At 63.4% G+C, this 25,230-nt stretch carries 20 protein-coding genes; 6 read left to right on the plus strand and 14 right to left on the minus strand.

What is annotated here, in order from left to right:
* Positions 1-75: 75 nt before the first annotated feature.
* The 8 genes from LJ737_RS01100 to LJ737_RS01135 all read right to left on the minus strand — a co-directional run bounded on the left by LJ737_RS01100 (position 76) and on the right by LJ737_RS01135 (position 11,169).
* Positions 76-1,542: a MotA/TolQ/ExbB proton channel family protein gene (locus LJ737_RS01100; protein WP_227762037.1), complete on the minus strand. Its 1,467-nt coding sequence runs from the start codon at positions 1,540-1,542 to the stop codon at positions 76-78.
* A gap of 176 nt (positions 1,543-1,718) precedes the next feature.
* A complete protein-coding gene (locus LJ737_RS26825) occupies positions 1,719-3,233 on the minus strand; it encodes a hypothetical protein (protein ID WP_262907786.1) in 1,515 nt (504 codons plus the stop codon).
* A gap of 48 nt (positions 3,234-3,281) precedes the next feature.
* Positions 3,282-3,896, minus strand: a complete 615-nt coding sequence (locus tag LJ737_RS01110) for a hypothetical protein (RefSeq protein ID WP_227762039.1) — start codon at positions 3,894-3,896, stop codon at positions 3,282-3,284.
* 118 nt (positions 3,897-4,014) lie between these two features.
* The gene (locus LJ737_RS01115) at positions 4,015-7,482 is read right to left on the minus strand and encodes an acetate and sugar kinases/Hsc70/actin family protein (protein ID WP_227762040.1); all 3,468 of its coding nucleotides are present in this window, start codon (positions 7,480-7,482) and stop codon (positions 4,015-4,017) included.
* A gap of 188 nt (positions 7,483-7,670) precedes the next feature.
* Positions 7,671-9,113 carry an FtsZ/tubulin family protein gene (locus LJ737_RS01120; RefSeq protein WP_227762042.1) on the minus strand — a complete coding sequence of 481 codons (1,443 nt, stop codon included), beginning with the start codon at positions 9,111-9,113 and terminating at the stop codon, positions 7,671-7,673.
* A 29-nt stretch (positions 9,114-9,142) separates the two neighbouring features.
* Positions 9,143-9,292, minus strand: a complete 150-nt coding sequence (locus LJ737_RS01125) for a hypothetical protein (protein WP_227762045.1) — start codon at positions 9,290-9,292, stop codon at positions 9,143-9,145.
* A gap of 28 nt (positions 9,293-9,320) precedes the next feature.
* Entirely contained in the window at positions 9,321-9,713 is a 393-nt protein-coding gene (locus LJ737_RS01130) for a hypothetical protein (RefSeq protein ID WP_227762051.1), read from the minus strand.
* Positions 9,714-9,810: 97 nt separating this feature from the next.
* Positions 9,811-11,169, minus strand: a complete 1,359-nt coding sequence (locus tag LJ737_RS01135; RefSeq protein WP_227762053.1) for a hypothetical protein — start codon at positions 11,167-11,169, stop codon at positions 9,811-9,813.
* A 269-nt stretch (positions 11,170-11,438) separates the two neighbouring features.
* Here LJ737_RS01135 and LJ737_RS01140 point away from each other — a divergent pair, with 269 nt between their 5' ends.
* Positions 11,439-11,900 (plus strand): hypothetical protein, encoded by a 462-nt coding sequence (locus LJ737_RS01140; protein ID WP_227762054.1) that lies wholly within the window; start codon positions 11,439-11,441, stop codon positions 11,898-11,900.
* A 260-nt stretch (positions 11,901-12,160) separates the two neighbouring features.
* Here the strand turns inward: LJ737_RS01140 and LJ737_RS01145 are convergent, their stop codons facing one another.
* A complete protein-coding gene (locus LJ737_RS01145; protein WP_227762057.1) occupies positions 12,161-13,174 on the minus strand; it encodes a sugar phosphate nucleotidyltransferase in 1,014 nt (337 codons plus the stop codon).
* 312 nt (positions 13,175-13,486) lie between these two features.
* Here LJ737_RS01145 and LJ737_RS01150 point away from each other — a divergent pair, with 312 nt between their 5' ends.
* The 3 genes from LJ737_RS01150 (at position 13,487) to LJ737_RS01160 (ending at position 15,438) form a co-directional block, all read left to right on the plus strand.
* On the plus strand, positions 13,487-14,068 hold the full coding sequence (locus LJ737_RS01150) for a LemA family protein (RefSeq protein WP_227762065.1): 582 nt from the start codon (positions 13,487-13,489) through the stop codon (positions 14,066-14,068).
* An 87-nt stretch (positions 14,069-14,155) separates the two neighbouring features.
* Entirely contained in the window at positions 14,156-14,611 is a 456-nt protein-coding gene (locus tag LJ737_RS01155; RefSeq protein WP_227762066.1) for a TPM domain-containing protein, read from the plus strand.
* Positions 14,608-15,438 carry a TPM domain-containing protein gene (locus tag LJ737_RS01160; protein WP_227762068.1) on the plus strand — a complete coding sequence of 277 codons (831 nt, stop codon included), beginning with the start codon at positions 14,608-14,610 and terminating at the stop codon, positions 15,436-15,438. Before LJ737_RS01155 ends, LJ737_RS01160 begins: the two co-directional genes overlap by 4 nt.
* 165 nt (positions 15,439-15,603) lie before the next feature.
* Here the strand turns inward: LJ737_RS01160 and LJ737_RS01165 are convergent, their stop codons facing one another.
* The 3 genes from LJ737_RS01165 to LJ737_RS01175 all read right to left on the minus strand — a co-directional run bounded on the left by LJ737_RS01165 (position 15,604) and on the right by LJ737_RS01175 (position 19,596).
* Complete coding sequence (locus LJ737_RS01165; protein WP_227762070.1) at positions 15,604-16,236, minus strand: DUF1684 domain-containing protein; 633 nt, start codon at positions 16,234-16,236, stop codon at positions 15,604-15,606.
* Positions 16,237-16,255: 19 nt separating this feature from the next.
* On the minus strand, positions 16,256-16,879 hold the full coding sequence (locus LJ737_RS01170) for an exonuclease domain-containing protein (RefSeq protein ID WP_227762073.1): 624 nt from the start codon (positions 16,877-16,879) through the stop codon (positions 16,256-16,258).
* A gap of 245 nt (positions 16,880-17,124) precedes the next feature.
* Positions 17,125-19,596, minus strand: a complete 2,472-nt coding sequence (locus tag LJ737_RS01175) for a T9SS type A sorting domain-containing protein (RefSeq protein WP_227762079.1) — start codon at positions 19,594-19,596, stop codon at positions 17,125-17,127.
* Between the two features lie 128 nt (positions 19,597-19,724).
* On the opposite strand from LJ737_RS01175, the gene polA reads away from it, so the two are divergent.
* Positions 19,725-22,610, plus strand: a complete 2,886-nt coding sequence (gene polA, locus LJ737_RS01180; protein WP_227762082.1) for a DNA polymerase I — start codon at positions 19,725-19,727, stop codon at positions 22,608-22,610.
* Positions 22,611-22,689: 79 nt separating this feature from the next.
* On the opposite strand, the gene LJ737_RS01185 is transcribed toward polA, so the two are convergent.
* A complete protein-coding gene (locus LJ737_RS01185; RefSeq protein WP_227762084.1) occupies positions 22,690-23,142 on the minus strand; it encodes a hypothetical protein in 453 nt (150 codons plus the stop codon).
* 988 nt (positions 23,143-24,130) lie between these two features.
* Here LJ737_RS01185 and LJ737_RS27245 point away from each other — a divergent pair.
* Positions 24,131-24,352: a hypothetical protein gene (locus LJ737_RS27245; RefSeq protein WP_410779939.1), complete on the plus strand. Its 222-nt coding sequence runs from the start codon at positions 24,131-24,133 to the stop codon at positions 24,350-24,352.
* Here LJ737_RS27245 and LJ737_RS01195 read toward each other — a convergent pair.
* On the minus strand, positions 24,287-25,198 hold the full coding sequence (locus LJ737_RS01195) for a hypothetical protein (RefSeq protein WP_227762086.1): 912 nt from the start codon (positions 25,196-25,198) through the stop codon (positions 24,287-24,289). The two genes, LJ737_RS27245 and LJ737_RS01195, sit on opposite strands and share 66 nt — an antisense overlap.
* Positions 25,199-25,230: the final 32 nt, after the last annotated feature.

Raw genomic sequence — 25,230 nt, forward strand, 5'->3', positions numbered from 1 at the left:
GCGTCAAACAGGTTAGTATTCAACGTGGTAAGGTCCTTCGCCTTGCTCAGGATGACACGGTAAATAACACCTTCCCTACTCCTGCTCCTTCACCCCGCCAAACAGCTTGTCCATCCCCCGCTGCCAGCGGTTTTTGGCCGTGGCTACGCGCAGAATCCGGTTCATCACCGTCAGCTGCTCCAGCAGCTTGGTGTCCACTTGGGTGTCGGAGTCGATTTTGCGCAGCAGCTCGCGCTGGGTGGCCGTCACGTCGCGGGCCAGCACTTCCTGGTTGACTTTTACGTCCTTGAGCGGGTCGAGCTGGCGCATGATGCGCTCAAAGGCGTTGTCTTGGTTGATGCGGTCGAAGTACTCGCCCCACTTCTCGTAGGCGCGCTGGGCGTCGCGCTCGTGGTGCTCGAGGCGGCGGCGCATCAGCTCCGTCAGGTGCTGCGAGGCTTGGTCGAAGTACTGCTCGGAGCGGGCCGCGAGGTTGCCCATTTCCGTCTGGTGGCGCTGGAAGAAGTCGAGTTGCTGCTGAATCAGGTTGTCGTGCTGGCCGATGTACTGGCCCAGGTTGTTGATGCCGCGCTCGAAGCCGGTGAGCCTATCGAGGATGCCGCCCACGACCCTCCCCGACTCGGCGCCCTTGTCGAGCATCTGGTTGAGCTGCTGCTGGTAGGCGGTGAACTGCCCGAACAGCTCCGCCGACTCGCGTACCTTGTCGAACACCGCCAGGTTGGCCTGGGCCATCTTGTCGAAGCCGATTTCCTCCAGCTTCACCAGGAAGTCGCGCTGCACGCGGATGTTCTCGGTGATGGTGTTCAGGATGGGCTCGAACAGGGTCACTTTGCCCACGAAGTCCTGGTTGAAGGCGTCGAGCACGCCCTTCAGCGTGCTCAGACTGGCCGACATGTCGTTGTGCAGAATGGGCAGCAGCCGCGCCTGCAGAAAGGTGAAGTACTGGTTCTGGCGGTAGTCGCGCTGCTGGCGGGCGTTGCGCAGCAGCGTGTTGCCGATGAGCGTGAGCAGCAGGCCCATAAACGAGCCCGTCATGGCAATGAGCACGCCGGTGAGGAAGGGCGTGAGCGAGGTGTCGTCGGTGACGCCGCGGCGGGCAATGCTGACCAAGCCCAGGATGACGCCCAGGAAGGTGCCGAGCAGACCGAGGTAGAGCGGCGTGGCCACGTTGGCCTGCACCGCGTTTTCCGGGCCCTGCCCCTGCCGGGTGGCAATGTCCTTGAGGATGCTGAAATCGGCCGCCGCGCCCTTGTTGTGGCGCAGGTAGGCGTTGGTGTCCGCCACGATTTCGCGGAAGTCCGCCGATACCTCATCGGTGCGGATGATGTCGACGGCGTAGGCATCGGCGGGGGCGTCGGCGGCGTAGTCGGGCAGGTCCACCGAGCCGTCGGGCGTGACGAGGCGGCGCTCCACCCGCAGCGCTTCCTTGGTGGGGTAGAGCGCGGCCAGCCGGGTTATCTGGGTGCGCGTCCGCAGAAAGGTAAGTATCTGCAGGCCCACGATGATGGCCACGACGGCTACTTCGAGGATGATTTCGAGCATAGGAGCAAGTCAACGGAAAACGCCTGCTAGGGAAAACAAGCTGTCATCCTGAGCGAAGCGAAGGACCTTATCCCGCGTGAACGGCAATCGTGCTGACGACTCGTTCTACGGTAATAGGGTCCTTCGCTTCGCTCAGGATGACAGACAAATTGATCTAATCAGCCTTACAAAGTACGCTACTCAAACCGAATGGCGGCTTTCTGCTCGATCTGCCAGGCCGAGCCCACCTTGCGCAGCTGCCCCGGTTCTTCGGTGATGATGCGGATAGCGGGCCCCGTCGGCGGCTGGTAGCGGCAGGCCTCGCGCAGGGAGTACTGCGCGCTCTGGATGGCGTAGGGGTGCACCTGCGGGTCGGGGTTGATGCGGAACGAGGCCACGTCGGGCCGCTGCGGGTCGGGCGTGATTTCGTAGATGCTGTCGTGCTGGGCCACGGTGTGCAGGTCGTAGTCGGAGAAGCCTCCGTTGACGGGCACCTTCACGTAGAACTTGCCCAGCGGCACCGGCTCGGGATGATGCGGCACGGGCGGCGCAACCGGCGGCGCCGGCGTGGGCTGCGGCAGCTGCATCGGCGGCACCAACGAGTCGAACTCTTCTACCGCCGCGGCCGAGGGCGGCCCCGCCGGAATGGCGGCCGGCGGCGCGGGCACTTCCATGACGGGCTGCACCGGCGCCTGCGCTACGGGCGGTGCCGCGGGGGCGGGCACCGGGCGCGGGGCGGGGGCCGGCGGGGGCGTAGGCGGTGCTTTGCGCACGTCGCTGGCCGGCGTGGCGGGTTTGGTGGGCATGGCCGGGGTAGCTTCGGCGGCCGGGCGGCCGTGGGGCTGCTCGGCAAGGCGCTGCTGCATTAGCCGTTCCACCATTTCCTCAATTTGCTTGCGCTGGCTGAAGGTCAGCTCCGCGGCCACCGTTTCGGGGCCCATCCCGCGGCTGCCGTTGTGCTTCATCGAGTCCAGCTCGTTGCGGTGGCGGGAGGCCCGGTCGCGCAGGTCGCTGATGTGGTTGCGCAGCACCCGCCGCTCCAGAAACCAGAGCACTAGGCTTAGCAAGGACAAAATCAGCGCGATGGGACCAAACAGCTTGGTCATCGGGCTGTCGGCTGAGGCGGCCTGGGCCGGAGCGGCGGCCGGGTTCTGTTCGGTTACCCCGCCGTCTTCCGCTATCATTTCCTCCGTGCCCTCGGTGGCCGTGCTGTCGTAGCTGGCCTGGGCCGCATCGGCGTTTACCTGGCCGATGTCGCCGGGAATGGGCGTGCCCTGCTCCACGTAGCCCGTCAGCGCGGCCTGCAGGCGGTTGAGCTGCTCCATGCGGGCGGGATTCTTGCGCCGCTGGGGCGAGCCGCCGAGCTTGTTGACGATTTCCTTGGCCAGCCGCTGCAGCCGCGACTGATCCGAGCCGAGGCCCTTGTACATCACGCCCTTGCCTTCCAGCGGCTGGTACACCAGCGAGTACACGCGCTGGCTGTCGGGCCGGATGCTGCTTTCGAAGTCCTTGAGCGTGCCGTCGCAGCGCAGGGTGTTGTTCAGGTTGGAGCGGCCGTTGTCGTTGTACACGAAACGGGCCGTGGCGCACCAGATCTGCACCTTTTTCTCTTCCAGCGTGGCCTGGCCAGGCACGGTTTGGGCCTGGGTAGCGGCGGAAGCGGAAAGCAGCAAGCCCGTCAGCAGGGCGGTGAGGCGGGGGGAAATCCTCATGAAGTCGGGGTTTGGAAAAGCCAGTTAGATGTGTAGTAGTCGATGAGCTTACTCAAAATCAAGTTTAGCTAGGGAATAAGTGCGGTTTTGAGTTTTCTTGTCTTGCGTCTGGAAACAAATAGCAATCCGATCAGCCGCCACAAAACCCGCGTCGCAGCGCCACCACATGGACGATATGCTCCGCATGTACTGATTGATTGGAAAGGGCGAGAGTTGTTCTAGGTTATAGCGTTTGAGCAGGTGACCTTGATTGTTGTAGACCACCATTACATCAACGCCATAGCCCATTGATGACCAATTGTCGAACGTCACCACGTAACGGCCGTCATTTGATACTAATGCCTCTACTGGAGCTATGCGGTTGATTAGACTTTCTTTCCAAATCAACCGCGGCCCAGTTGGTGTGCGTTGGTAAAGCATGGCGTGACATGGCACTATCACCGTGTCTGCTGCACTAAACCGGTTTTTTCGTTTGAGCTTTGCCGCTTGCCAGCGGTAATATTTATCTGGTACCAGCAAAGGCACTATGCGAACGAAGTAACTACTATCAGCACTGTAGTAGTCATACGTAGTTGGCAAATCCCATGAATCAGCAGCTAGCTGCTTTGGGCAAGCAAGCAACATTACGCCTACACAGCCTGCAGTAGCAATTCGGGAAAGCATATTGCTGTTACTGTGTGTACAACCGTTTTGCTGTAGAGGCGCGGACGCCCATCCCCGGCTTTGGCCGCAGGCCAAAGCCTCCCCTCCTCGTCAGAGGAGGGGAGCTTGATGTGCAGACCTAGCCTTGCAGCAAGTCCCGGCCGAGGTTAAACAAGGACTGCTTCAGCGGCAGGAAGAACAGCGTTTCGGGTAGGGTTTCTTCGGAGCCCAGAGTGCGCTCCAGCTGGTGCAGACCCAGGTTCAGGCTGTCCTCTACCTCGCGGTTCATAAAGTCCAGCACGCGGGCCCGGTCGATGTCCACGCCGACTTCGCGCATGAGCGGAGCCACGTCGTCGTTGACGAGCACCAGCTCCAGGAACTTGCGCATGTTGTCGAGTACCTGTTGGCGCATGTCGGCATCCACGCCACGGGCTTTCAGGCGCAGGCCACCGATTTCGGGGCCGGTTTCTGAGCCGAGCAGGCGGATGTTCTTGATGGAGTCCACATCGGGCACCGACTGGCTTTCCTCGAACAGCACGCCGCCGTTGGTGGTGGCTTCCTTGGGGTTGTCGGCTAGAATGACGCGGAAGTTCTGCGGCGGCTCCACGCCGGTTACGGCTTTGAGCACGGCCTTGGAAATCCGCTCGATGGCGCCCATGCTACTGCCGCCCGCAAGCAGGCGCAGGTACAGGCTGCCCTTGCCCGAGAAGCACAGGTAACGTGGTAGCTTCAGGCCCAGGTGCTGGGTGAGCTGGCCGACGTGATAGATGATGCTGGTGTAGTGCAGGTAGAAGAGCACCCGCAGCTGCCGGCCCTTGCCCAGCGCTAGGCTTTGCGAGAAGCGCAGGGCTTCGTCGTAGAGGAAGAGCAACGAGGTCACGTCGGCCGAGCCGAAGTCGTTGTTGCTGAGCGCGGCGCGCAGGTAGCCCTTGAACTCCTGGTTCTGCTCCGAATCAGGTAGGCTCTCAACGTGGCTCACGCCGAGGCGCAGCAGGCCGTTTTGCTTGGGCGCGCCCTGCACGCGGGCGTAGCCGTCGCCCCACAGGTCGTTGCCGGCGAAGCGGAAGGAGGTGCTGTAGGCCGGGCGTGAATCGGCAAACACCAGCAGGTCGGTGGTGCCGCCGCCGATGTCGATGTTGACCACGTTTTCATCCCGGCTCGGCACCACTTGGTTGGTGGCCGTGAGGTAGTAGTACGGCGCCACCGATTCGGTCAGCGTGAGGGTGTCGCGGCGGGTGCGGAACACCTGCTGGAAGGCCTGGTCCCACTTGTCCTTGAACTGGTTGCGCAGGAAGGCGTCGAAGCTCAGCGGGGCGAACCACACCACGCGGGTGTCTTCCATGATGCCGCCGTTCAGGGCCGTCTTGTGCTTGAGCAGCAGCATCACCTCCCGGAAGAAGGCTTCGATGCGCGTCACGCCGCTGGGGTCCAGCTCCGCCGACCACTTCAGGTTGGTCACGAAGCGGTTCTGGGGCAGCTCGGCGGTGTTTTCGGTGTTGATGCTGAAGCCAATGTTGATGTTGCCCAGCACCCGCGCTGGCTCGTTCGGGAAGGTGCTCGTCTCGCACACCGCGGTACGCACCGGGAAGGCGTAGGCCGCGCCGCCGTCGCCCACGAAGGAGGGCACGAACTCGCGGTTCTGCAGCTCGGCAATCTGCGCCCACAGCTGTTGGGCGCCCTGGCGGTAGCGCTGGTAGGGCGACAGGCCCAGGTCGGGCAGCGGGGCGTGCAGCCAGATAACTTGCTGGTCCAGCTCGCCGATGCTCAGCGGGCGCGGGTGGCTGCTCGGGCCGTCGGAGTAGGCAATGTGGGTGTTGGTGGTACCGAAGTCGACGGCGAAGGTGAAGCGGCGGGTGCCGCGGTCCAGCTCCTTCCAGCGCGGCACCATCAGCCCGCGGGCCGGCGGCAGGCCGGGGCCGGCCGGGCACACCAGCTCGGCCACGTCGAAATGCGTGCCGGTGACTTCGTAGTAGGTGCTGCCGGCGGTGTTGATGCTCTTGCGGGTGCGCTCGTAGCGGGTGGCGCGTCGGGCGGCGCCCTGGTCCGTTATCCGCTCCCCGCCTACAAAAAACTCCACCGCATACTGCTTCTGCAGCTGGGCGGGGCCGTTGTCGGCGTCCACCAGCATCACCTTGTAGAGGTCGTTGTACTCGGGCTGCTGGCGGAACTTGTAGAACGGGAAAACGCCCAGCCCCACGTTGGCCCGCACGATACGGCCCTTCTCGGGAATCTCGCGGCCCAGCTCGTCCTTGGGGTTCTGCGGGTTGGTGTAGTAGCTGCGCTCCAGCGTAATGAAGCGCCCCTGCTGCACCGGCACCTTCAAGGACACGCGCACGTGGTTCAGGTCGATGGTGAAGTGCAGCAGCTCGGCCAGGTCGTGCTCGGTGAAGTACTCGAAGAAGGCCGGCTGCAGCGGCAGCAGGTACGGAAACCGCGCCCGGCCCTGCGAATCAGCGCCGTACTGGAAGGTCACGCGGCCAGTATGGTAGCGCTCCGAGTTCAGCTCGTAGGGCAGCTCCACCAGCGAATCGGCCAGCAGGTCGCCCACCGTCAGGTACGGATACTTGAAGCCCTTGCCGGGCAGCACGCGGCTGCTCATGGGCTGCTCATCGACGTAGGGCACGGCGGTGCGGTCGTCCCAGGGCTGGCCGTTCAGGTAGTTAACGCCACCCATGGCCAGGTTGGGGCGCAGCACCAGCGGCTTCATCTGGCCGGGCGCTAAATCCCGCGTCGGCTGGATGAACAGGTCCGAGGACATGACGGCCGTCTGGTCGGCGCGGCCGGGCAGCGGGATGTTGCGCACGTAGGCCGGGTTGCCCTGCGCGTCGGTCAGGCCCGGGTATCGGGTGGCGAACTGCTGGGCGTTCCGGTCGCCCGTCAGCTGCATCTGGCTGATGCGGTTGCGGTCGAGCGTGGCGAAGACGCGGTGAGCAAAGTTGCGGTCCTGCAGGCGCGGGAAGGTCAAAAACAGCTCGTAGACGAAGTCCTGGAACTGCGGGTCGCGCTGCTCCAGGCCGACGTATTGCTGGTCGAAGTAGCGGCCGCCGGCGCGGGGGCGCTCCACGTCGAGCACCGGCACGGCCGGGGCGGTAAAGAGCATGGTCAGCGGCGAGGTGCCGCCCAGCAGGCGCGGCCCGCCCGGCAGCCCCGGCGACTCGTAGAAAATCAGGTACAGGTCGGGCGTTTCGCGGAACCGCTCGTCCTGCCAGAACAGGCGCAAGGTCTCGCCCAGCAGGCGGGTGTTCGGGTCCTGCTGCATGCGGCCCAGCTCGGCCTCGGCGTTCCAGCGGCGCAGCGTGATGCGGCGGCCGGCCTGCGAGTAGAGGTGGTAGTTGTAGAGCAGCTCCAGCAAATCCCAATAGTGCGACACCAGCTCGTGGTACACCGAATTAGGGTTGCGCGAGCCTTCCCGGGCCACGAAGTCAAACGCGGTTTCGAAGAGGTGCATCCGCGCGAAGGGCGTCGGGATGGACACCGCCAAGTTGCGCGTGCGGCCGCCCGTGGGGTCGGTGATGGTATTGATTTCGGTGCTCGTGAGCGGACCGGTCTGTTGCCAGCCCTGGATTTGCTGCGAGCCGCTGTTGTGCAGGCGAAGGACTTTGGGCATATGCGCCTCACCCCCCGGCCCCCTCTCCGAAAAGGAGAGGAGGTGCGTTCGGGAGGGATTTTGTTTTTAGAGGTTACTGTTTGTTTTCAGGCGTGGTAGAGAGGCGCTGCCGGAAAGCCAATCAGAACGAACCCGTTGCTGATGTCAGGCTCCCCTCTCCTTTTCGGAGAGGGGCCGGAGGTGAGGCGCTACACCACCTTCACCTTATCCCGGAAGGCCTCATCCGTGACGTCGTACATCAGGGTGATGAGCTTGCGGAAGTTGTCGGCGTCTTGCACCTTCTTTTCGCGGGTGTTCAGCGCGTCGAGTAGGTAGTTGCGGCTGATGCCCTTGCTGAAGAAGCCCGTTTCCACCGGCTTGCCCTGAATCATCAGGTTGAAGTCGTCGGTGTTTAGGTCGAAGGGGCGGAAGGAGCGGCGGTTCTGGCTCAGTTCGGTCAGCCAGGCATCCACGCCGAAGTCGGGGCTGTGCAGGAACTGGTCGAGCTGCCGGAAGATGGGCTCGTTTTTCTGCGCGTACTGCAGGTTGAGGTTCTTGGCGTAGGGCGCCTCGTCGGTGCCCATGTGCTGCTTGTGGTAGCGCGAGAAGTACAGCAGCTGCGTGAGGTGCTGAGCGACTTGTTCCTTGGTTTCGGTGGGCAGGTGCTGGAACTGCACGTCGGGCGTGTCCGTCTCCAGGCCGAACTCATGGAACAGCGGGCCGTTGTTCGAGCGGATGTCGCCGGCCGAGTAGCTCATGAAGTCCACGATGCTCAGGGCGGCCAGCAGCTCGATGATGTGGGCCTTGTTACGCTGCCCGGTGCCGCCGGGCTGGTTGTCGTAGGGCGTGTCGGGTGTGTCGGCCAGGTAGTAGAGGGCGTCGAGGCCCTGCAGGTGGTTTTCGTAGTAGCCGAGGGCCGCCTTGGTCTTTGTCAGGAAGTTATTCGAGTCGATGACTTGGTTGTCCTCGCTCTGCAGGGCGAAGTAGGGCATCACCGTCACGGCCCCGGTCAGCGCGTCGCGCAGGTAGCGGGCGTTGCTGAGGCGGGTGTTGGGGTCTTTCAGGTTCTTGAGCAGCAGCGGGAAGCCCGAGGCGCCGGTGCCGCCGAAGATGCTGCTAATGAAGAACACCCGGTCGTCCTGCTGGAAGTTGTCGGCGAAAAACCGCATTTCCGGCGACTCCACGATGCGGTTCAAGACCACCGAGCCCACGTTAGGCGAGCCGCGGAAACCGATGGTCAGCGGGCTTTCCAGGTTGTCCTGGGTAAACAGGGCCTCCACCAGCGCCTTCGATTCCACCGGCAGGTTGTTGTAGCCCAGGTAGTCGCGGAACGAGCGGTTGATGCCGCCGAAGTCGAACACGAAGGTGTCCTTCACCGAGCCGTTCACGTCCTGGCTGATGGAGGAGAGCGTGCTGATGTCGGTTTTGAAGAAGCCCTCCTCGCGCGGCCCGAGGCGCTTGTGAATCTGCTGGTAGGTTTGCAGCAGCTGCACGGTGCGGTTCATGTCCGCGTTCTGCGCATCCGGGTCGATGATGATGGGCACCACCTGCTGGCAGTTGGGCAGGTCTACGCCCGCGGCCAGCAGCATCGTGAGGGAGCGGACCACCCGGGAGCCGGTGCCGCCGATGCCGAAAAGAAAGAGTTTAGCCATGGAGTTCTGTGTTGGGAACGGCAAGCCGCTTAGTCGCCAAAAATCTGCGCCACGAAGACCAGCACCGCGCCGATGCCTCTAACGAGGTAATACACCGGTTCGACCAGCTCCAGCAGCCCGCCAACGCCTTCGAGCCAACCCGAGCGCGCAAAGCGCGTCGGGCCGGGGCGTTCCGACATTCGGGGCGCGGGGCCGCGGGAGCGGCTGCTAAAACGGCGTCGTGCTGGCATTGACGGACAGCTTGCGGAAAATCAGGGAGAAAAGGAAGAAGAACAGCGCGGCGTACAGGGCGTTGAGCAGCGCCAGCCAGTAGATGTAGGAGTGCGACACCACGTTTTGCCCGTTGGCCTGGGCAATAACGATGACGAAGGCAATCAGGACATTCAGCAGCAGCATAATGGCCCAGTGGCTGGGCCGGCTGAAGGTGGCCACCCGCATCCAGCGGTTGATAACCAGGTAAAACAGCACCAGCAGCGCCAGCGTGATGCCCAGGTTCAGCAGGCCGATGTTGGGGAAGATGACCTCGCGGTACACGGGCACTTCGGAGGAGGGCTGCGGCGAGCCGATGACTTCGTACAAAGCGCGAAAGAAGCCTTTCATTCGGGGGAGGGCTTAGGAGTGGGGCGTAAGGCTGGGGAGCCGAGAGAAGACAGGGAAAAGGAGGGGCGCGAAGCGGCTGCGCCGGGGATTAGTACGCTTAATCGGGCTGCAGGGTCAGCGGCACGCGCAGCACATCGGCAGCATTCGTGCCAGCCTGCCGGCCGGCCAGCAGCTTCTGCAGGCCGTCGAGCTGGCGGCTGAGGGCAAACGTCTGAGGACCAGGCCGGCTGTCGTCGGTGGTGGTCCACTTTTCCACCCACGTCGGGCGGGCGGCGGGCAGGGCCAGCGTCAGCTGTTGCTCGCTGCGGGGCTTGCCGGTCACGCGCACCGTCACGAAGTGCGTGTAGGCCGCTTCGGGGCCGCCGCTGCGCTTGGTGGACTCGGTGGCGGCCTCCACCTTCAGCACCTTGGCTTCGGTGGTATTGCCGCGCAGCGCCAGGTTTTTCTGCAGGTAAGCCGGCGTCTGAAACAGCTCCGGCAGTTGGTTCAGGTCCAGCCCGACCACAAACTCGGCCGGCTCCTGGGCCGAGGCTTCTTCGATGGCCACGGTGTGACCGGAGGCGCCGGCCTGCTTGCCCGCGTCGGCCACAAACCAGCTGCCCTTGCGCCCGTAGCGGCTGAGTACCGAGTTGGGCACTTCCAGCGCCGGCAGGCCGAAGTGCGCCTGTTCGCCCGGCAGGCCTTTCATCAGCGTGGCGTCGAACTGCCCGACCAAGTTGGCCGGGCCCAGCACCCACAGGTAGTACGGCACCGGCTCGGAGCAGCAGTTGGGCACCTTGCCCACGCGGCCCTTCATGGCCGGGTAGTAGGTGCCGCGGAAGTCGGAAGTCAGACCGTAGACCGACACGGCCAGGTCCTTGCGGCTGCGGGCCAGCGCGTCGGCAATGTCGGTGTTGATGTAGGGCACGTCGCCGGGGCGCTCGGGCGAGTAAATGAAGTCGGAAATAATGACGCTGACGGCCCCGTCGGCGAGGTAGCGGTTGGCCACCGTGTCGAGGATGGCCGGAATGCTGGTGCTCTTGGCCGGCTGGCTGATGCCGCGGCGCACGGTTTCGCTCAGGGCGCGGTACGAATCGGCCAGGGGGCGGTCGGCAATGCGGAAGTAGCGGCGCTGCTGCACGCGCTGGTCACGCTCCAGCGTCGAGAGCCAATCCGACATCTGCTGCTGAAACTGCGTGGTACGGGCGTCGGCGCCGGTGGCGGGCATAAAGCCCTGCATGGAGCCCGATACTTCCAGAAACACGTTGACCTGCGGAAAGCCGGCTTGGGCTGACGTCGGCGCGTTGGCGGCGGGCTTGCTTGCTGCCGCGGGTTTGGCCGCGGCCGGCTTTTCAGATTCGGTTTGGGCCGGGGTTTCGGCCTGTTGCTCCTGCTGCATGTCGGAGCGGGAATAGCAGCCCGCCAGCAGCAGGGCCGCGGCCGGCAGCACGTGGCGGACGAATAAGGGAATGCGCATCGGTCCGAACATACGCACCGCCACGCGGCGGCGCAAAGCAGCGTACTGCGGAGGCGGGAAAGAGGTTGTGCTTTGGAACGACTGAATCACGAGAAAATTTTATTTCCCCTTCTTTTCCTCCGCGGTGAAATAGCATTTAGAAAGCAACAGCGCATATTCCCCCGTCGAATTCCTCTGCAAAATGATAAAACACCCTTTTATTTACCAATCCTATCCCCCTGCTGCTGCGTAAAATCAAAATCACCGTTTCGTTGCCGTACTCCACCTCTATGATTTATACCGTCAGTGATTTTGTGTGCGTGCAGCACGACTGGGACCGAGGCCTGCTGCGGCACCGCTGGAATGGCGTCGAACGATTTGCGGGGCTGAGCTTATTTCAGAGCGTACACGAGTCCTTGCTGGAACTAGCCCAACAGTACCACGCCAGCTGCTGGCTGGTGGAGCTGAGCGCCGCTCCCCTGGCCGTGGAAGACCAGCTCTGGCTGGAACAAACCTGGATTCCGGCTCTGGCCGACACCGACGTGCGCCGCATTGCCGTCGTGGCCGACGACCCCTACAACCTGATGGTGCTCGAAGGACTGCTGCCGGTAGGCCACAGCTTGCAGCGCATGCTGCAGTTCTTCGCCGACCCCACCACCGCCCTCGAATGGCTCACCGGCTCCGACGCCGTAGCCGAGCAGCTGCAGCAGGAATGGGAAGCCAGCGTGGAGCCCGGTATGCTGCTGCCCTAAAACAACCGCTGCCCGGCGAGCAGCGACGATAGCACTGGCCCCGTCATTGCGAGCGAAGTGAAGCAATCGTTCCTCCAGTAGCACCGCCGACGAAACCCTTATCAACCGAAAACAGCCGCGCCCGCAACTGATGCTACAGTTTCGGGCGCGGCTGTTTTTTAGGTAGTGCTTTTTGTGCCGTCGTACCGCGAGAGGAAGGATTGCTTCGTCGTGCCTCCTCGCAATGACTACCGGGTGTGGCCGTAGTCCCAGCGCGGGGCTTAGCTACCCGTTACCGTGTAGTCGATTTCGGTGTTGTCGCCGATGTTCAGGCTGTGATTGAGGCCGCGGAAGGAGGCATCGGAGCCCACGATGCAGTCGTGCATGACGGCGGAGCGCAGTTCGGAGTAGGCGCCGATGATGCTGTTACTCAGTATGGTGTTCTGAATGATGGTCCGCTCGCCGATGGCCACGTTCGGGCCGATGATGCTGTTGCTGATGGCGCAGTCGCGGGCGATGCTGACGGGCGGGATGATGACCGTGTTCGGGAAGGAATATTCTTCTGTCGGCTGCAGGTGTTCGGGGCGGTTGAGCAGGCGGGCGTTGGCTTCGAGCAGGGTATCCTTGCGGCCGCAGTCAAACCAGCTGTCGACCACCCAGGTGGTCATTTCGGCGCCCTGCTCGATCATGACCATCAGCGCATCGGTAAGGTAAAACTCGTGGTAGGTGCGGCGGTCTTCCTCGATGATGCGCTCCAGGGCCGCGGCCAGCCAAGCGGGGTTGTCGATGCGGTAGAGGCCGACCAGAGCATAGTTGGACTTGGGAATGCGCGGCTTTTCCACGGCCTTGGTCACGCGGCCGCCGGGGCCGGTTTCCACCACCCCGAAAGCAGAGGGCGTCTTTACTTCCTTTACGGCCAGTACGGTGCCCTGCCGGTTGATGATTTCGCGTAGGTCCACGTCGACGATGGTGTCGCCGAGCTGGATGAGAATGGGCTCCTGCTCGTGCTGAAACTTCTCGCGGGCCAGCCACAGCGCGTGGCCGATGCCCTCGCGCGGCTCCTGCACCACAAACTCGGTCTTGAGCTGCGGGTAGCAGCGGCGCACGTAGCGCTCCACCTTCTCGCCGAGGTAGCCGACGATGAACACGAAGTCCTGAATGCCCGCGGCCACCAGCCGGTCGATGATGTGGCCCAGAATGGGTGTGCCCGCCACCGGCACCAGCGACTTAGGCTGGGTGTGGGTGTGCGGCCGCAAACGCGACCCGATGCCCGCGACGGGAATAATGGCTTTCATGCAGTCAACTAGGGAAATGAGCAACGGAGTGAACGAGTGAATACAGCGGAGCGCCGGGCGCAGCAAGTCGCCCGGTGGTAGCCGACGGGCGCAAGCACTACGTTCAGTCGCTCGCTCACCAACTCGCTCATTGGCAAGGTGCGCCTGCAAAATAAGGATTCGCGGCCGGAGCGCGCGGTATATAACCGCCGTGCTATGAATCCGTACTTTGCAGCGCAGCCGCGGCCGTAATAACCGCTGCGGCGGCTTTTGTTCCTGCCAAACACTCCATTCTTCCCCCTCATTCCAACCTCCTTCCAACCGCAAACCACCATGAAACGCTTCCTCCTCTACTTCGCCGGCCTGTTTGTGCTGCTCTCGCAGTCGTCGTGCGGCTACAACACGATGGTCGAGCTGGACCAGAAAGTGAAAGGCCAGTGGGCCAACGTGCAGAACAGCTACCAGCGCCGCTCCGACCTGATTCCGAACCTGGTAAACACGGTGAAGGGCGCTGCCAACTTCGAAAAATCGACCCTGACGCAGGTGATTGAAGCCCGCGCCAAGGCCACCAGCGTGCAGCTCTCGGCCGACCAGCTGACGCCCGAAAACATCAAGCGTTTCCAGGAAGCCCAGAGCCAGGTATCGGCCGGATTGGGCCGCCTGCTGGCCGTGTCGGAAAACTACCCCGACCTGAAGGCCAACGCCAATTTCCAGGAGCTGCAGGCCCAAATCGAGGGCACCGAAAACCGCATCAACGTGGAGCGCCAGAAGTTTAACGAGGCCACCAACGAGTACAACACCTACGTGCGCTCTTTCCCGAATAACCTGTTTGCGGGCATGTTCGGCTTCCAGCAGAAACCCTACTTCGAAGCCGACGCCTCGGCCCAGAAAGCCCCGACGGTCAATTTTGAGTAATTCCCGGTTGTCGGTTGCCGGCTGTCAGGCCCCGGGGCTTGCACAGCCGGCAACCGATAACTCTCCCCTGACCCCTGTTTCCCACCTATGATTTCCCCCCTTACGCCCCAGCAGGAAGCCGACCTCGTGGCTGCCATCCGGCAGGCCGAGCTGGCTACGTCGGGCGAAATCCGCGTGCATCTGGAGGAAGACTGCCCCACGCCCGAGCCCATGGACCGGGCGGCGCAGGTGTTTAGCCAGCTGGGCATGCACAAAACGGCCCAGCGCAACGGCGTGCTCTTCTACGTGGCTTGGCAGACGCGGCAGTTTGCCGTCATCGGCGACGCGGGCATCAACGCCGCCGTGCCCGACGACTTCTGGGAGCGAACCAAAGAGCTGGTGCTCGACGCCTTCCGCCGCCAGCAGTACGTGCAAGGGCTGCAGCAGGGCATTCAGCTGGCCGGCGAGCAGCTGCGCCGCTACTTCCCCTACAACGCCGCCACCGACCAGAACGAACTGGACGACTCCATTTCCTACGGCGCCCCCAAGCCGCCGCGGCCATGACCCGACCCCTCCCCTCCTATTCCCGCCGGCCCGCGGCGCTGCTGACGTGGCTGCTGGCTTGCGGCCTGCTGCTGACGGCCCTGCTGGCTACGGCCCAGCAGGTGCCGCCGCGCCCCTCGCCCCCGCGCCTCGTCAACGACTTGGCCGACCTGCTCACGCCCGAGCAGGAGCAGGCGCTGGAGCAGAAGCTGGTGGCCTACAACGACAGCACCTCCTCGCAGTTTGCGGTGGTGACGGTGCCCAACCTCGGCGGCGACGAAATTGCCAACTACGCCCAACGCCTCTTCGAAAGCTGGGGCATCGGGCAGAAGGAAAAGAACAACGGCTTGCTCATCCTCGTGGCCCGCGACGAGCGGAAGGTGAACATCCACACCGGCTACGGCCTGGAGGGCGCCATTCCCGACGCGCTGGCCAAGCGCATCATCTCCAACGTGATGGTGCCCGCCTTCAAGGCCGAGCAGTACTACGACGGCATCGACGGGGCCGTGGACCGGCTCTTCGCCCTGGCCGCCGGCGAGTACAAGGCCGAGCCCCGCGCGGCGTCCGACGACTACGGCGACGAAGGCGGTAGCAGCTGGACGTTCTGGGTTATCATCGGCCTGCTGGTGCTCTTCCTGATCCTGCGCAGCCGCGGGGGCGGAGGCGGGCGCGGCGGCCGCCGCAGCGGCGGTTTTGGCGGCGGCTTCTTCCCGCCCATCATCCTCGGCGGCGGTGGCTTCGGAGGCGGCGGCTTTGGCGGCGGCGGGTTCGGAGGCGGCGGTGGCGGCGGGTTTGGCGGCTTCGGCGGCGGCTCCTCAGGCGGTGGCGGCGCCTCGGGCTCTTGGTAGCATGTGGTGAAGTTGTGAGCTTGTGAAGCGGTGAAATGGCCAAGTAGGGCATTTCACCCTCCCCACAAAACGGCCCCGGCAACGCAAGTTGTCGGGGCCGTTTGCGTATTCGGGGCCCACCTAAACACCACTCACAAGTTCACAACTTCACCACCCACCGCGTGCCTAATGGTCGTTCTGCACGCCGGCTTTCACGGCTATGGGCAGGCGGTTTTCGGGCGGCGGTACCGGGCAGGAATACTGGGCGCTGTAGGCGCAGAAGGGATTGTAGGCTTGGTTGAAATCGAGGCGGATGGTGTCGCCGGGGGGCACGCGTAGGTCGAGGTAGCGGCCGCCGCCGTAGGAGCCGCGGCCGTTGGTGAGGTCGGTGAAGGGCAGCAGCAGGTAGTCTTCGTAGCCCGGCTTCTGCTTCAGGTCCAGGCTTTCGTACACCGTTAGCTTCAGCGCCCGGCCCTGCAGCCGGAAGTGTAGTTCCCCGAATTTGCGGTACATAGGCTGCCGCACGGTGGTCGTTTTCATCGGGAACGGCTGGGCCTGGGCGTCGCGCACCAGATAGGCGGGCACGTAGTACGCGTAGTCGACGGGGTAAAACGGCAGGCCCTGAAACGCCGCCTGCGCCGTGGCCGACAAGGGCGAACGGGCCGGGTCGCGGTACTCGGCGTTGAGCTCCTGCTGGAAGGTGGCCACGGCTTGCTGATGCGCGGCGGGGCTGAGCCGGGCGGGCGTTTGGGCCGCGGCGGGCAGCCAACTGCTCAGGCCAGCAGCCGTGCCTAGGGCGCGTAGAACGGCGTGTTTCATGCCCCCAAAGGTAGCCCGGCTACTCGGTTTCGGCGGGCGGCTCGGGCAACACCTGCTGGTACACCGGCAGGGCGTAGAAGGGCCGCAGCAACTCGATAACGTCCAGCGCATCGGCCACGGCTTCGTGGGCCACAGTCGCGTCGGCGAACCGGGCGCGGGCCTTGCAGATGCTCATGGTGGGCAGGCGGGAGTCTTTGCGCCAGTTCAGGTAAAAGGCGGCCGGATCGAGCAGGGCGGGCTCGGCGCGCACCAGCGTGCCCCAGCCGGGTAGCTGCCGCAAAAACAGCAAATCGAACGAGCCGATGTTCTTGCCGGCCATGATCACGGTCACCCGGTCTTTCTTGTCGGCTTTGAAGCCCTGCCCCAGCAGCCACTCCCGCAGCTGCGGCAGCAGCTCTTCGACCGAGCAGATATCCGCCTGCTCGGGCTCGGCGTGGGCCAGCTCCTGCAGCAGCCGCGCATTCAGTGCCAGGGCGCCGGCCGTGCCCACGTACTCGGCGTGGCGCACCGCCCGCCGAAAGGTGGGCAGATCGGTGAGCGGCCGCAGGCGTTTGGTGTCTTCCACCACGGCGGCCAACTCGATAATCTGGTGCCGCTCGGGCTGATTGCCGGTCATTTCTAGGTCCAGGGAAACGTAGCGCATAGGCTCTAGCCTACGGACGACAGGCCCCGGCGTTGGCCAGCCGGCACTTCCTCAACGCGAAGCCAAGCCGTAACCCGGTTTACCGATTAAGTGAAATCGAAATTCAGTAACCGCTTTTACTTACTTCTTATCCTCCCTTTTCCTTCCGCGGCAAGGCAAACATAGCGCCCCAGAGCCCCGCCGCAGTAGCCCAGGCCGCAAAAAAAGCTTCGGCGTAGCGGCCGAAGCTTTTTTTGCGGTCAGCTTTACTCCACCACTACGCGGCGCGTCACGGGCCCCTCGGCATAGTCGACGCGCAGCAGGTACACGCCGGCGGGCAGGTGGCGCAGGTCCAGGCTCGTCGTTGCGGCGGGGCACGTTTGGCGGACCACTGCTTGTCCCTGCACGTTGAGCAGCGTAACGGCAGTAGGCGCGGCGGGCAGTTGCAGACGCAACACGTTGTGGGCGGGCACTGGCCAAGCCGCTACCTGGGCGGCCGGCCGCTTGTCGGCCGCGTGCAGCACGTTGGCAGCCTCCAGCCGCACCAGGCCTGCCCGGGCGGTGCCGGCCACGCTGCTGAAATCCCCGGCCACGACCAGCTTGCCATCCAGCTGACTGATGGTGCTGTAGGCGGCGCGGGCAATCGGGACGGCGGCAAAGCTGTTGTCGGGGGCGCCGTCGGGCAACAGGCGCACGAGGGTGCCGCCCGTGCCGTAGTACGCGTACGTCATGGTCAGGATCCGGTCGTTGGGCTGGATGCTCAGGGCCATAGCCCCGTCGTAAGCCTGCCCGACGGGCAGCGGGGTAAAAGTTGGATCGGGCTGGCCGGTAGCGGGCAGCAGCCGGATCAGGCGGTTGCCGCCCGCGGCGGCGCTGCCGCTGACCACAATCTTGCCCGTCGATTGAAAGCCGATATCAGTGACGCGGAAGCGGTACGGGTCGGCCAGTTCCGTAAACGAGGCGTCGCGGGTACCGTCGGGCAGCAGCCGAATCAGGCCGCGCGTGTACTGCGTGCTAATCTGGTCCAGGTCCAGCAGGCCGCCGAGCAGCAGCTTGCCATCGGCCTGTAGTGCCAGCACCGAGAGGCTTCCGTTGGTATAGGGCGTGAAGCTGAAGTCGATTTGGCCATCGGCCAGCATCCGGCGCACGGCGCTGGCACCGGTGATGACGATGACGCGGCCATCGGGCTGCAGCTGCATGCGGTACACACCCGTTTCCGTGGCGTTGGTAGCCGCCGTAAAGCCGGCATCGGGGCCGCCGCCGGGCAGAAAGCGCACCAGCCCTTTACCATACCAGCTGGCTGCCAACACCTTGCCCCCGGTGGTCAGCGCTACCTGGTTGACTTCGTACCGCATCCGGCTCAGGCGGCAGAAGGCGGTGTCGAGCGCGCCGTTGGGGTGGAGCCGGGCCAGGTGGCCCACGCGGGCGCCGTTGATTTCGTCAAACGCCCCGCCGATCAGCAGCTTCGCGTCGGGCTGCTGCACCACGCTCGTCACGTAGCCCGGCCCGAGCAGCGTGGGGGCGAAGGAGGCATCGTGGCTGCCATCGGCGTTGAGCAGGGCCACGTAGGAACGCTGATTGGCGACTAGTTGGTCGTCGCCTGCTACCAGCCATTGCCCGTTGACTTGGCGAAACAACGAAGTGATGGTAACGCTGACGCCCGGGAACCGCTCATCGGGCAGGAAGATGTTGTCGAACGAGCTGCTGACTGCGCCGCTGGCCGTGAGGCAGATAAAGCCGTGGAGCGGCACGCGGTAGTACTCCGTGCCGGTGGAGCCGCTGAGCACAATGCGGCCGTCGGGGAGCACCGCCACCTCGGAGGCGTCGTACGGATTCTGTATGCCGGCCGAATAATCGGTGGTGTTGGGCGTCTGGAAGGTGTTGTCCAGGGTGCCGCTAGGCAGCAGCCGGGCAATGCGGCGGACGACGCCCGCACTCACGTTCATGCTCATTCCCCCGATGATAATCTTGCCGTCGGGCTGCAGGCCAATAAAATCCAGGCCGGTCAGGGGCGAAGCGAAGGCGTTGGTCAGCGGGGAGCTGAACGTATTGTCGACGGCGCCGGTGGCCTCCAGCCGCACAATGCGGCGCGGGGTGGAAAAGCCGCCGCCCACGAGAACCTTGCCGTCGGGCTGCACCAGAATCTTGAGCACGGGGCCGTTCAGGGGCGCCGCGCAGCTGAACCCGGCGTCGACGGCGCCATCGGGCAGCAGGCGCACCAGCCGGTTGGCCAGCGTGCCGTTGAACACCTGAAAGTCGCCGCCCACCAGGATTTTACCGTCGGGCTGCACGGCCGTGGCCAGGCGCCGCACGGTGGTCGGCACCGCAAACACGGCGTCGAAGCTCGGGTCGGGCGTGCCGTCCGCGTTCAGGCGCAGCAGGTTGCGGCGGCTCACGCCCCCGAGGCGCAGGGAATCAGGGCCGATGAGCAGCAGCTTGCCGGAGGGCAGCTGGCGCACGTTCTGCAGGGTGCCGCGCAACCCGGCCACGTTGGCGTTGAAGGCTTGGTCGGCCGTGTGGTTGAGGTTATAGCGGGCCAAGCCGCCGCTGGGCTGGCCTTCGGCCGTCGTAAACAGGCCCAGCACCACGTGCTTGCCATCGGCCTGCTGAATAGCCGCCCTGACTTCGACGGGCTGCCGCAGGCTGGTAATAGTCAGGGTCGGGTCGATAGTTTGGGCCCGCGCACTGAAGCTCCCAACAAACCCAATAAACCAGAAAACAAGTAAACGCTGTATCATAGAACAATAAGCAGATGCGCAACAAAATTAGCTTGGCACCGGCACATTCCGCTCCGGCTCCGGTTTGCCAACCCGGTTAGCACCGAATGCGGTATTCCGCGCCAGCTTCTTGTACCTTCGCCCTTACCATGTCCGACACCGCTGCCCGCCCCAAACTCTTCCTGCTCGACGCCTTCGCGCTGATTTACCGCTCGCATTTCGCGTTCAGCAAAAACCCGCGCATCAACTCTAAGGGCCTGAACACCGGGGCCATTCTGGGCTTCACCAACACCCTGGTGGAAGTGCTGCAGAAGGAGAAGCCCACCCACATCGGCGTGGCCTTCGACGCGGCCAAGAAAACCTTCCGCCACGAGCAGTACGCCGACTACAAGGCCCACCGCCAAGCCATGCCCGAGGACATCGGCGTGGCCATTCCTTACATCAAGCAGATTATCACCGCCTTCCGCATTCCCATCCTGAAAGTGGACGGCTACGAGGCCGACGACGTCATCGGCACGCTGGCCCAGCAGGCCGAGCGGGAAGGTTTCGAGGTGTTCATGATGACGCCCGACAAGGATTACTGCCAGCTCGTGACCGAGCACATCAAGCAGTACCGCCCGGCCTTCATGGGCAACGCGGCCGAAATCGTGGACGTGGAGCGGGTGCGCGAGAAGTTCGGCGTGGAGCGCGTGGAGCAAGTTATCGACATCCTCGGGCTGATGGGCGACGCGTCGGACAACATCCCGGGCATTCCGGGCATCGGCGAAAAGACGGCCAAGACGCTGATTGAGAAGTTCGGCTCGGTCGAGAACCTGATTGCCAACACCGACCAGCTCAAGGGCAAGCAGCGCGAAAACGTGGAGCAGTTTGCCCAGCAGGGCCTCATGTCCAAGGAACTGGCCACCATCCACACCTCGGTGCCCATCGACTTCCGGGCCGAGGAGCTGGCCCTCGAAAAGCCCGACGGCCACACGCTGAAGACCTTGTTTGAGGAGCTGGAATTTCGCCAGCTGGCCGCCCGCATCTTGGAAGATGCCGGGCGCCCCGGCAGCGCGCCCGGCGCCGGCGGCACCCGCGGCGCCCGCCGCCCCAAAGTGGCTAGCCCCGGCGGCCCCGGCCTGTTCGACTCGGCCGACGACGCCGTGAAACGCTCGGCCGAAGGCGCCGACTCCGACGAAATCGAGCTGGACGAGCCCGAGTTCGTGGGCTCGCGCCGCACCCTCGACGACGTGCCCCACCAGTACCACCTCGTCGACTCGCCCGGCGCGCGCAAGAGCTTGGTGCAGTTTCTGGTGAAGCAGAAGGAAGTCAGCTTCGACACCGAAACCACCGGCCTCGACACGATGACGGCCCGGCTGGTGGGCCTTTCGTTCTGCTGGCGCGTGGGCGAGGCCTACTACGTGCCCGTGCCCTGGGGCCCCGACGACGTGGAGGCCGCTCAGGCCATTGTCGACGAGTTCCGGCCCTTCTTCGACGCGGAGAACGTGACCAAGATCGGGCAGAACATCAAGTACGACCTGAGCATCCTCAAGCACTACGGCGTGACGGTGCGCGGACCCTTGTTCGACACCATGCTGGCCCACTACCTGCTGGAGCCCGACATGCGCCACAACATGGACGTGCTGGCCGAAACCTACCTGCACTACTCTCCCATCAGCATTCTGGAGCTGATCGGGCCCAAGGGTAAGAACCAGAAAACCATGGGCGACATCCCGCCCGCCGAGGTGAAGGACTACGCCTGCGAGGACGCCGACGTGACCCTGCAGCTCAAGCACGTGTTTGAGCCGCGCCTCGAAGAACAAGGCCTGCTGCCCCTGCTCAACGACGTAGAAAACCCCTTGGTGCCGGTGCTGGCCGACATCGAGTACGAGGGCGTACGCATCGACGCCTCGGCCTTGTCGGAGTACTCGGGCACTTTGCAGGGCTACATCTCGGAGGTCGAGGAGCAGATATTCAAAATCAGCGGGGAGCCGTTCAACATCGGCTCGCCCAAGCAGTTGGGCGAGGTGCTCTTCGACAAGCTGCAGATCGGGGGCAAGCCCAAGAAGACCAAGACCGGGCAGTACGCCACCGGCGAGGAAATCCTGAGCGTGCTGGCCGCCGAGCACCCCATTGCTGCGCTCATCCTGGAGCACCGCCAGCTCACCAAGCTCAAGAGCACCTACGTGGACGCGCTGCCGCAGCTAGTGTGTGAGTTGGACGGCCGCATCCACACCTCCTTCAACCAGGCCGTGACGGCCACCGGGCGCCTCTCCAGCACCAACCCCAACCTGCAGAACATTCCGATTCGCACGGAGAAGGGCCGCGAAATCCGCCGGGCCTTCGTGCCGCGCGATAAGGACCATCTGCTCGTAGCGGCCGACTACTCGCAGATCGAGCTGCGCATCATGGCTTCGTTCTCGCAGGACCCGACCATGATTGAGTCATTCCGCCAGGGCCTGGACATTCACCAGAGCACGGCCAGCAAAATCTTCAACGTGCCGTTGGAGCAGGTGGATGGGGACATGCGCCGCAAGGCCAAGACGGCCAACTTCGGCATCATCTACGGCATTTCGGCCTTCGGCCTGGCCCAGCGCCTGAGCATCGGCCGCAAGGAAGCCACCGACCTCATCGACGCGTATTTCGCGGAGTTTCCGGCCGTGAAGCAGTACATGGACGAGAGCATCCGCAAGGCCCGCGACCTGGAATACGCCGAGACCCTACTGGGCCGCCGCCGTTACCTGCGCGACATCAACTCGCGCAACGCCACGCTGCGCGGCTACACCGAGCGCAACGCCATCAACGCCCCCATTCAGGGCACGGCGGCCGACATCATCAAGGTGGCCATGATTCACATCCACGACTGGCTGCAGCAGGAAAAACTGGCCACCCGCATGATTCTGCAGGTGCACGACGAATTGGTGTTCGACGCGCCCAAGGAGGAAGTCGAGCTGATCCAGCCCAAAATCCGGGAGCTGATGGCCAACGCCCTGCCCATGCAGGTGCCGCTGGAAGTGGAAATCGGCACAGGCTCGAACTGGCTGGAAGCGCACTAAGCTGCACTCCTCTACGCCCACGGCCCGTCTGCTCCGAGGAGCGGACGGGCCGTGGGCGTAGAGGGCAGGTCTATTCCGGCTATTGCGCCGTGAAAGTGGTCTTGGTTACCGTCGTCACGGTGTCGGCTTGCTGGGTCGTTACCAGCAGCAGCGTCGTGCGGTTGATGGTCCGGATGACGCCAGCTAAGTTGTAGTTGCCGGTGGCGGCGGCCGCGGTGACCATCAGCGTGCTGTCGGCCAGCGTCCAGCGGCCGGCGGTTTGCTGCGCATCGGCGGTGGCGCACTTCAGCACGCCCTCGTCCACCGTCACGTTGTTGCCGTTGCCGAAGCGGTAGGTGTTGTCTTTGACGCAATCGGCCCGGGGGCGCAGCACGTCGGTGGCCGCCCGGCCGTTGACCCGCGCGCTGGCGGCCGTGATGCGCCAGGCCCGGGCCAGCAGCAGCTCGGTGGTGGTCAGAGGTTGTTCCTCGTCCTTCTCGCAGGCAAAGGCGGCTAGCAGGCTCAGGGCGGCAAAAACAGTAGCGCGTGTCATAGGGTATACAAACGAAATCGACCCGATTCGGCGTATGCGGCCGCGGTCTGCGCCGCCAAACGGCCCGCCAAAGCTACAGCCCGCAGCCGCACGCCCGCGGTATTCTTTGCAACGCCCGCCGAACTTCCCCGGTATACGCCGGTTGTGGCTGCTACAGCCTCGCCCGGCTTAAAATGCGGTATACGTTACCGCCATGCTACCTCCGTACCCCTGATTGTAAGCGCTCCAGCGTAAGCGCAAGGTTGTGGCCGTCAGCTCTTCAATGTGCAGCGGGGCGTTTTGAGGAATGCTCACTCCCAGGATTGACCCGGGAGCCCCCAGATAGTACATGTCATTAGACAGTCCCCAGGTATCCGTTCGCGTTTGCGGATCAGTTGTATTGCACCTGCTCGCGCCTTCGTCGTTGACGATGGTCCGATTAGTATTGAACTGCAGAAAATTGTCGCGCTGGCAAGCCGTCAACCGTGCGTACTCGTCCGTAGAAGTCTGATTACTGGTCGTCACGTAGGCCGTCATGCGCCATCTTCTGCTCGTTAGCAGCGTTGTTGTGGTCGGAGCACTGGTTACCGGGGCAGGGGTTGACTTCTCACAGCCAACTAGTATTGATGAGGCTACGCCCACAGCGCCCAGCCCTCTTAACAAATGATGGATGTTCATGAAACAAAGTCTGATAATCTGCTGCAATGTATTATAATAATACCGTCGCTATTTCTGCTTTGCCTGGACTTACCGCGTACGTCCCCAATTTGGAGGCCGAAGCATATTCGGACGCGTTCGAGTAGAAGCCGACTATACCCATTGTACAATACATAAGTTTGATTAACAGATACTTAATTTCGAACCACAACATCCGCCATTCATTTTGACTTATACCACATATCCTTTCCGTTTCTGTTCCGCTCTCTGTGGCTCGTTTCGACGCCTTCGTTATCGGGACCGGACCCGTCGGGCCTGCGCCATCGAGCTGCAGCGCCGCGGCCTGCGCGTAGTGGTCGTCGACAAGGGGGCGCTGGTCAACTCGCTGATTGGCTACCCCACCAACATGGAGTTCTTCTCCACGCCCAAGCTGCTCGAGAAGCGGAGGAATAACCTCAGCTGCCCGAACGGCGTCCACTTGCTTGCGGCTACTAACGCCCTGCCCTACTTAAAATGCAGTGTAGGTTACGGTCGTGCTACCTCCGTACCCCTGATTGTAAGCGCTCCAGCGTAAGCTCAAAGTCGTAGCGCTTAGCTCTACGATGGTCATTGGGGCATTCTGCGGTATGGCTACCCCCAGAACGGCGCCTGGTGCCCCCAGGGAATAGCCATCATCGGACATTCCCCAGCCGCCGGTTTGGGTCTGCGGATCAGCCGGATTGCATTTGGTTGCTCCTTCATCGTTGACGATAGTCTGAGTGGGGTTGAACTGCAGAAAATTGTCGCGCTGGCAAGCCGTTAGCCGTGCGTACTCATCCGTTGCCGTCTGGTTGCTGGTCGTCACGTAGGCCGTCATGCGCCATCTTTTTCCCATCAGCAGGTCTTGCCGCTGCTGCCAGAGCGCCGGCGGGTTGAGGGCCGCGGGAGAGAACGTGTAGATTTCACGAGTGCTGGGATTCGCAACATTGGCTTTGGCTATGCGAATCTCAGTGGCGGTAAGCGCCAGAATGTCGTATTCCCCGGCTGGCAGGTAATCGTTAGTGCTCGAAGCCCAGGACAAAGACAAACGGGTATCGTTGGCCAGCAACGTCCAGGTGGCCTGTAAGTCAACATCGCCGGATGTGCAGCGCCGAGAGTTGGCCAAATGCTCCGCCCGGTTGTCCTGAGTAAACCGCAGAATATCATCCTGGTAGCAAACCTTTGGAGCCCTGGCGTAGGTACTGCTCCCGGTTACAAATTCGATGTTGACCAGATACCAGTCATGCCCCGTCAACGAGGCTTTGGCCGTCGGCGCTGGAGTAGTAGGTGGAGTAGTCGGGGGATTTATTACCGGGGCAGGCGTTGACTTGTCACAGCCAACTAATATCGACGAGGCTACGCCCACAGCACCCAGCCCTCTTAGCAAATCACGGATGTTCATGGGATAAAGCCTGATAATGTTCTGCTGCAATG

The organism is Hymenobacter sp. 15J16-1T3B (assembly GCF_020711235.1).
Lineage (GTDB): Bacteria > Bacteroidota > Bacteroidia > Cytophagales > Hymenobacteraceae > Solirubrum.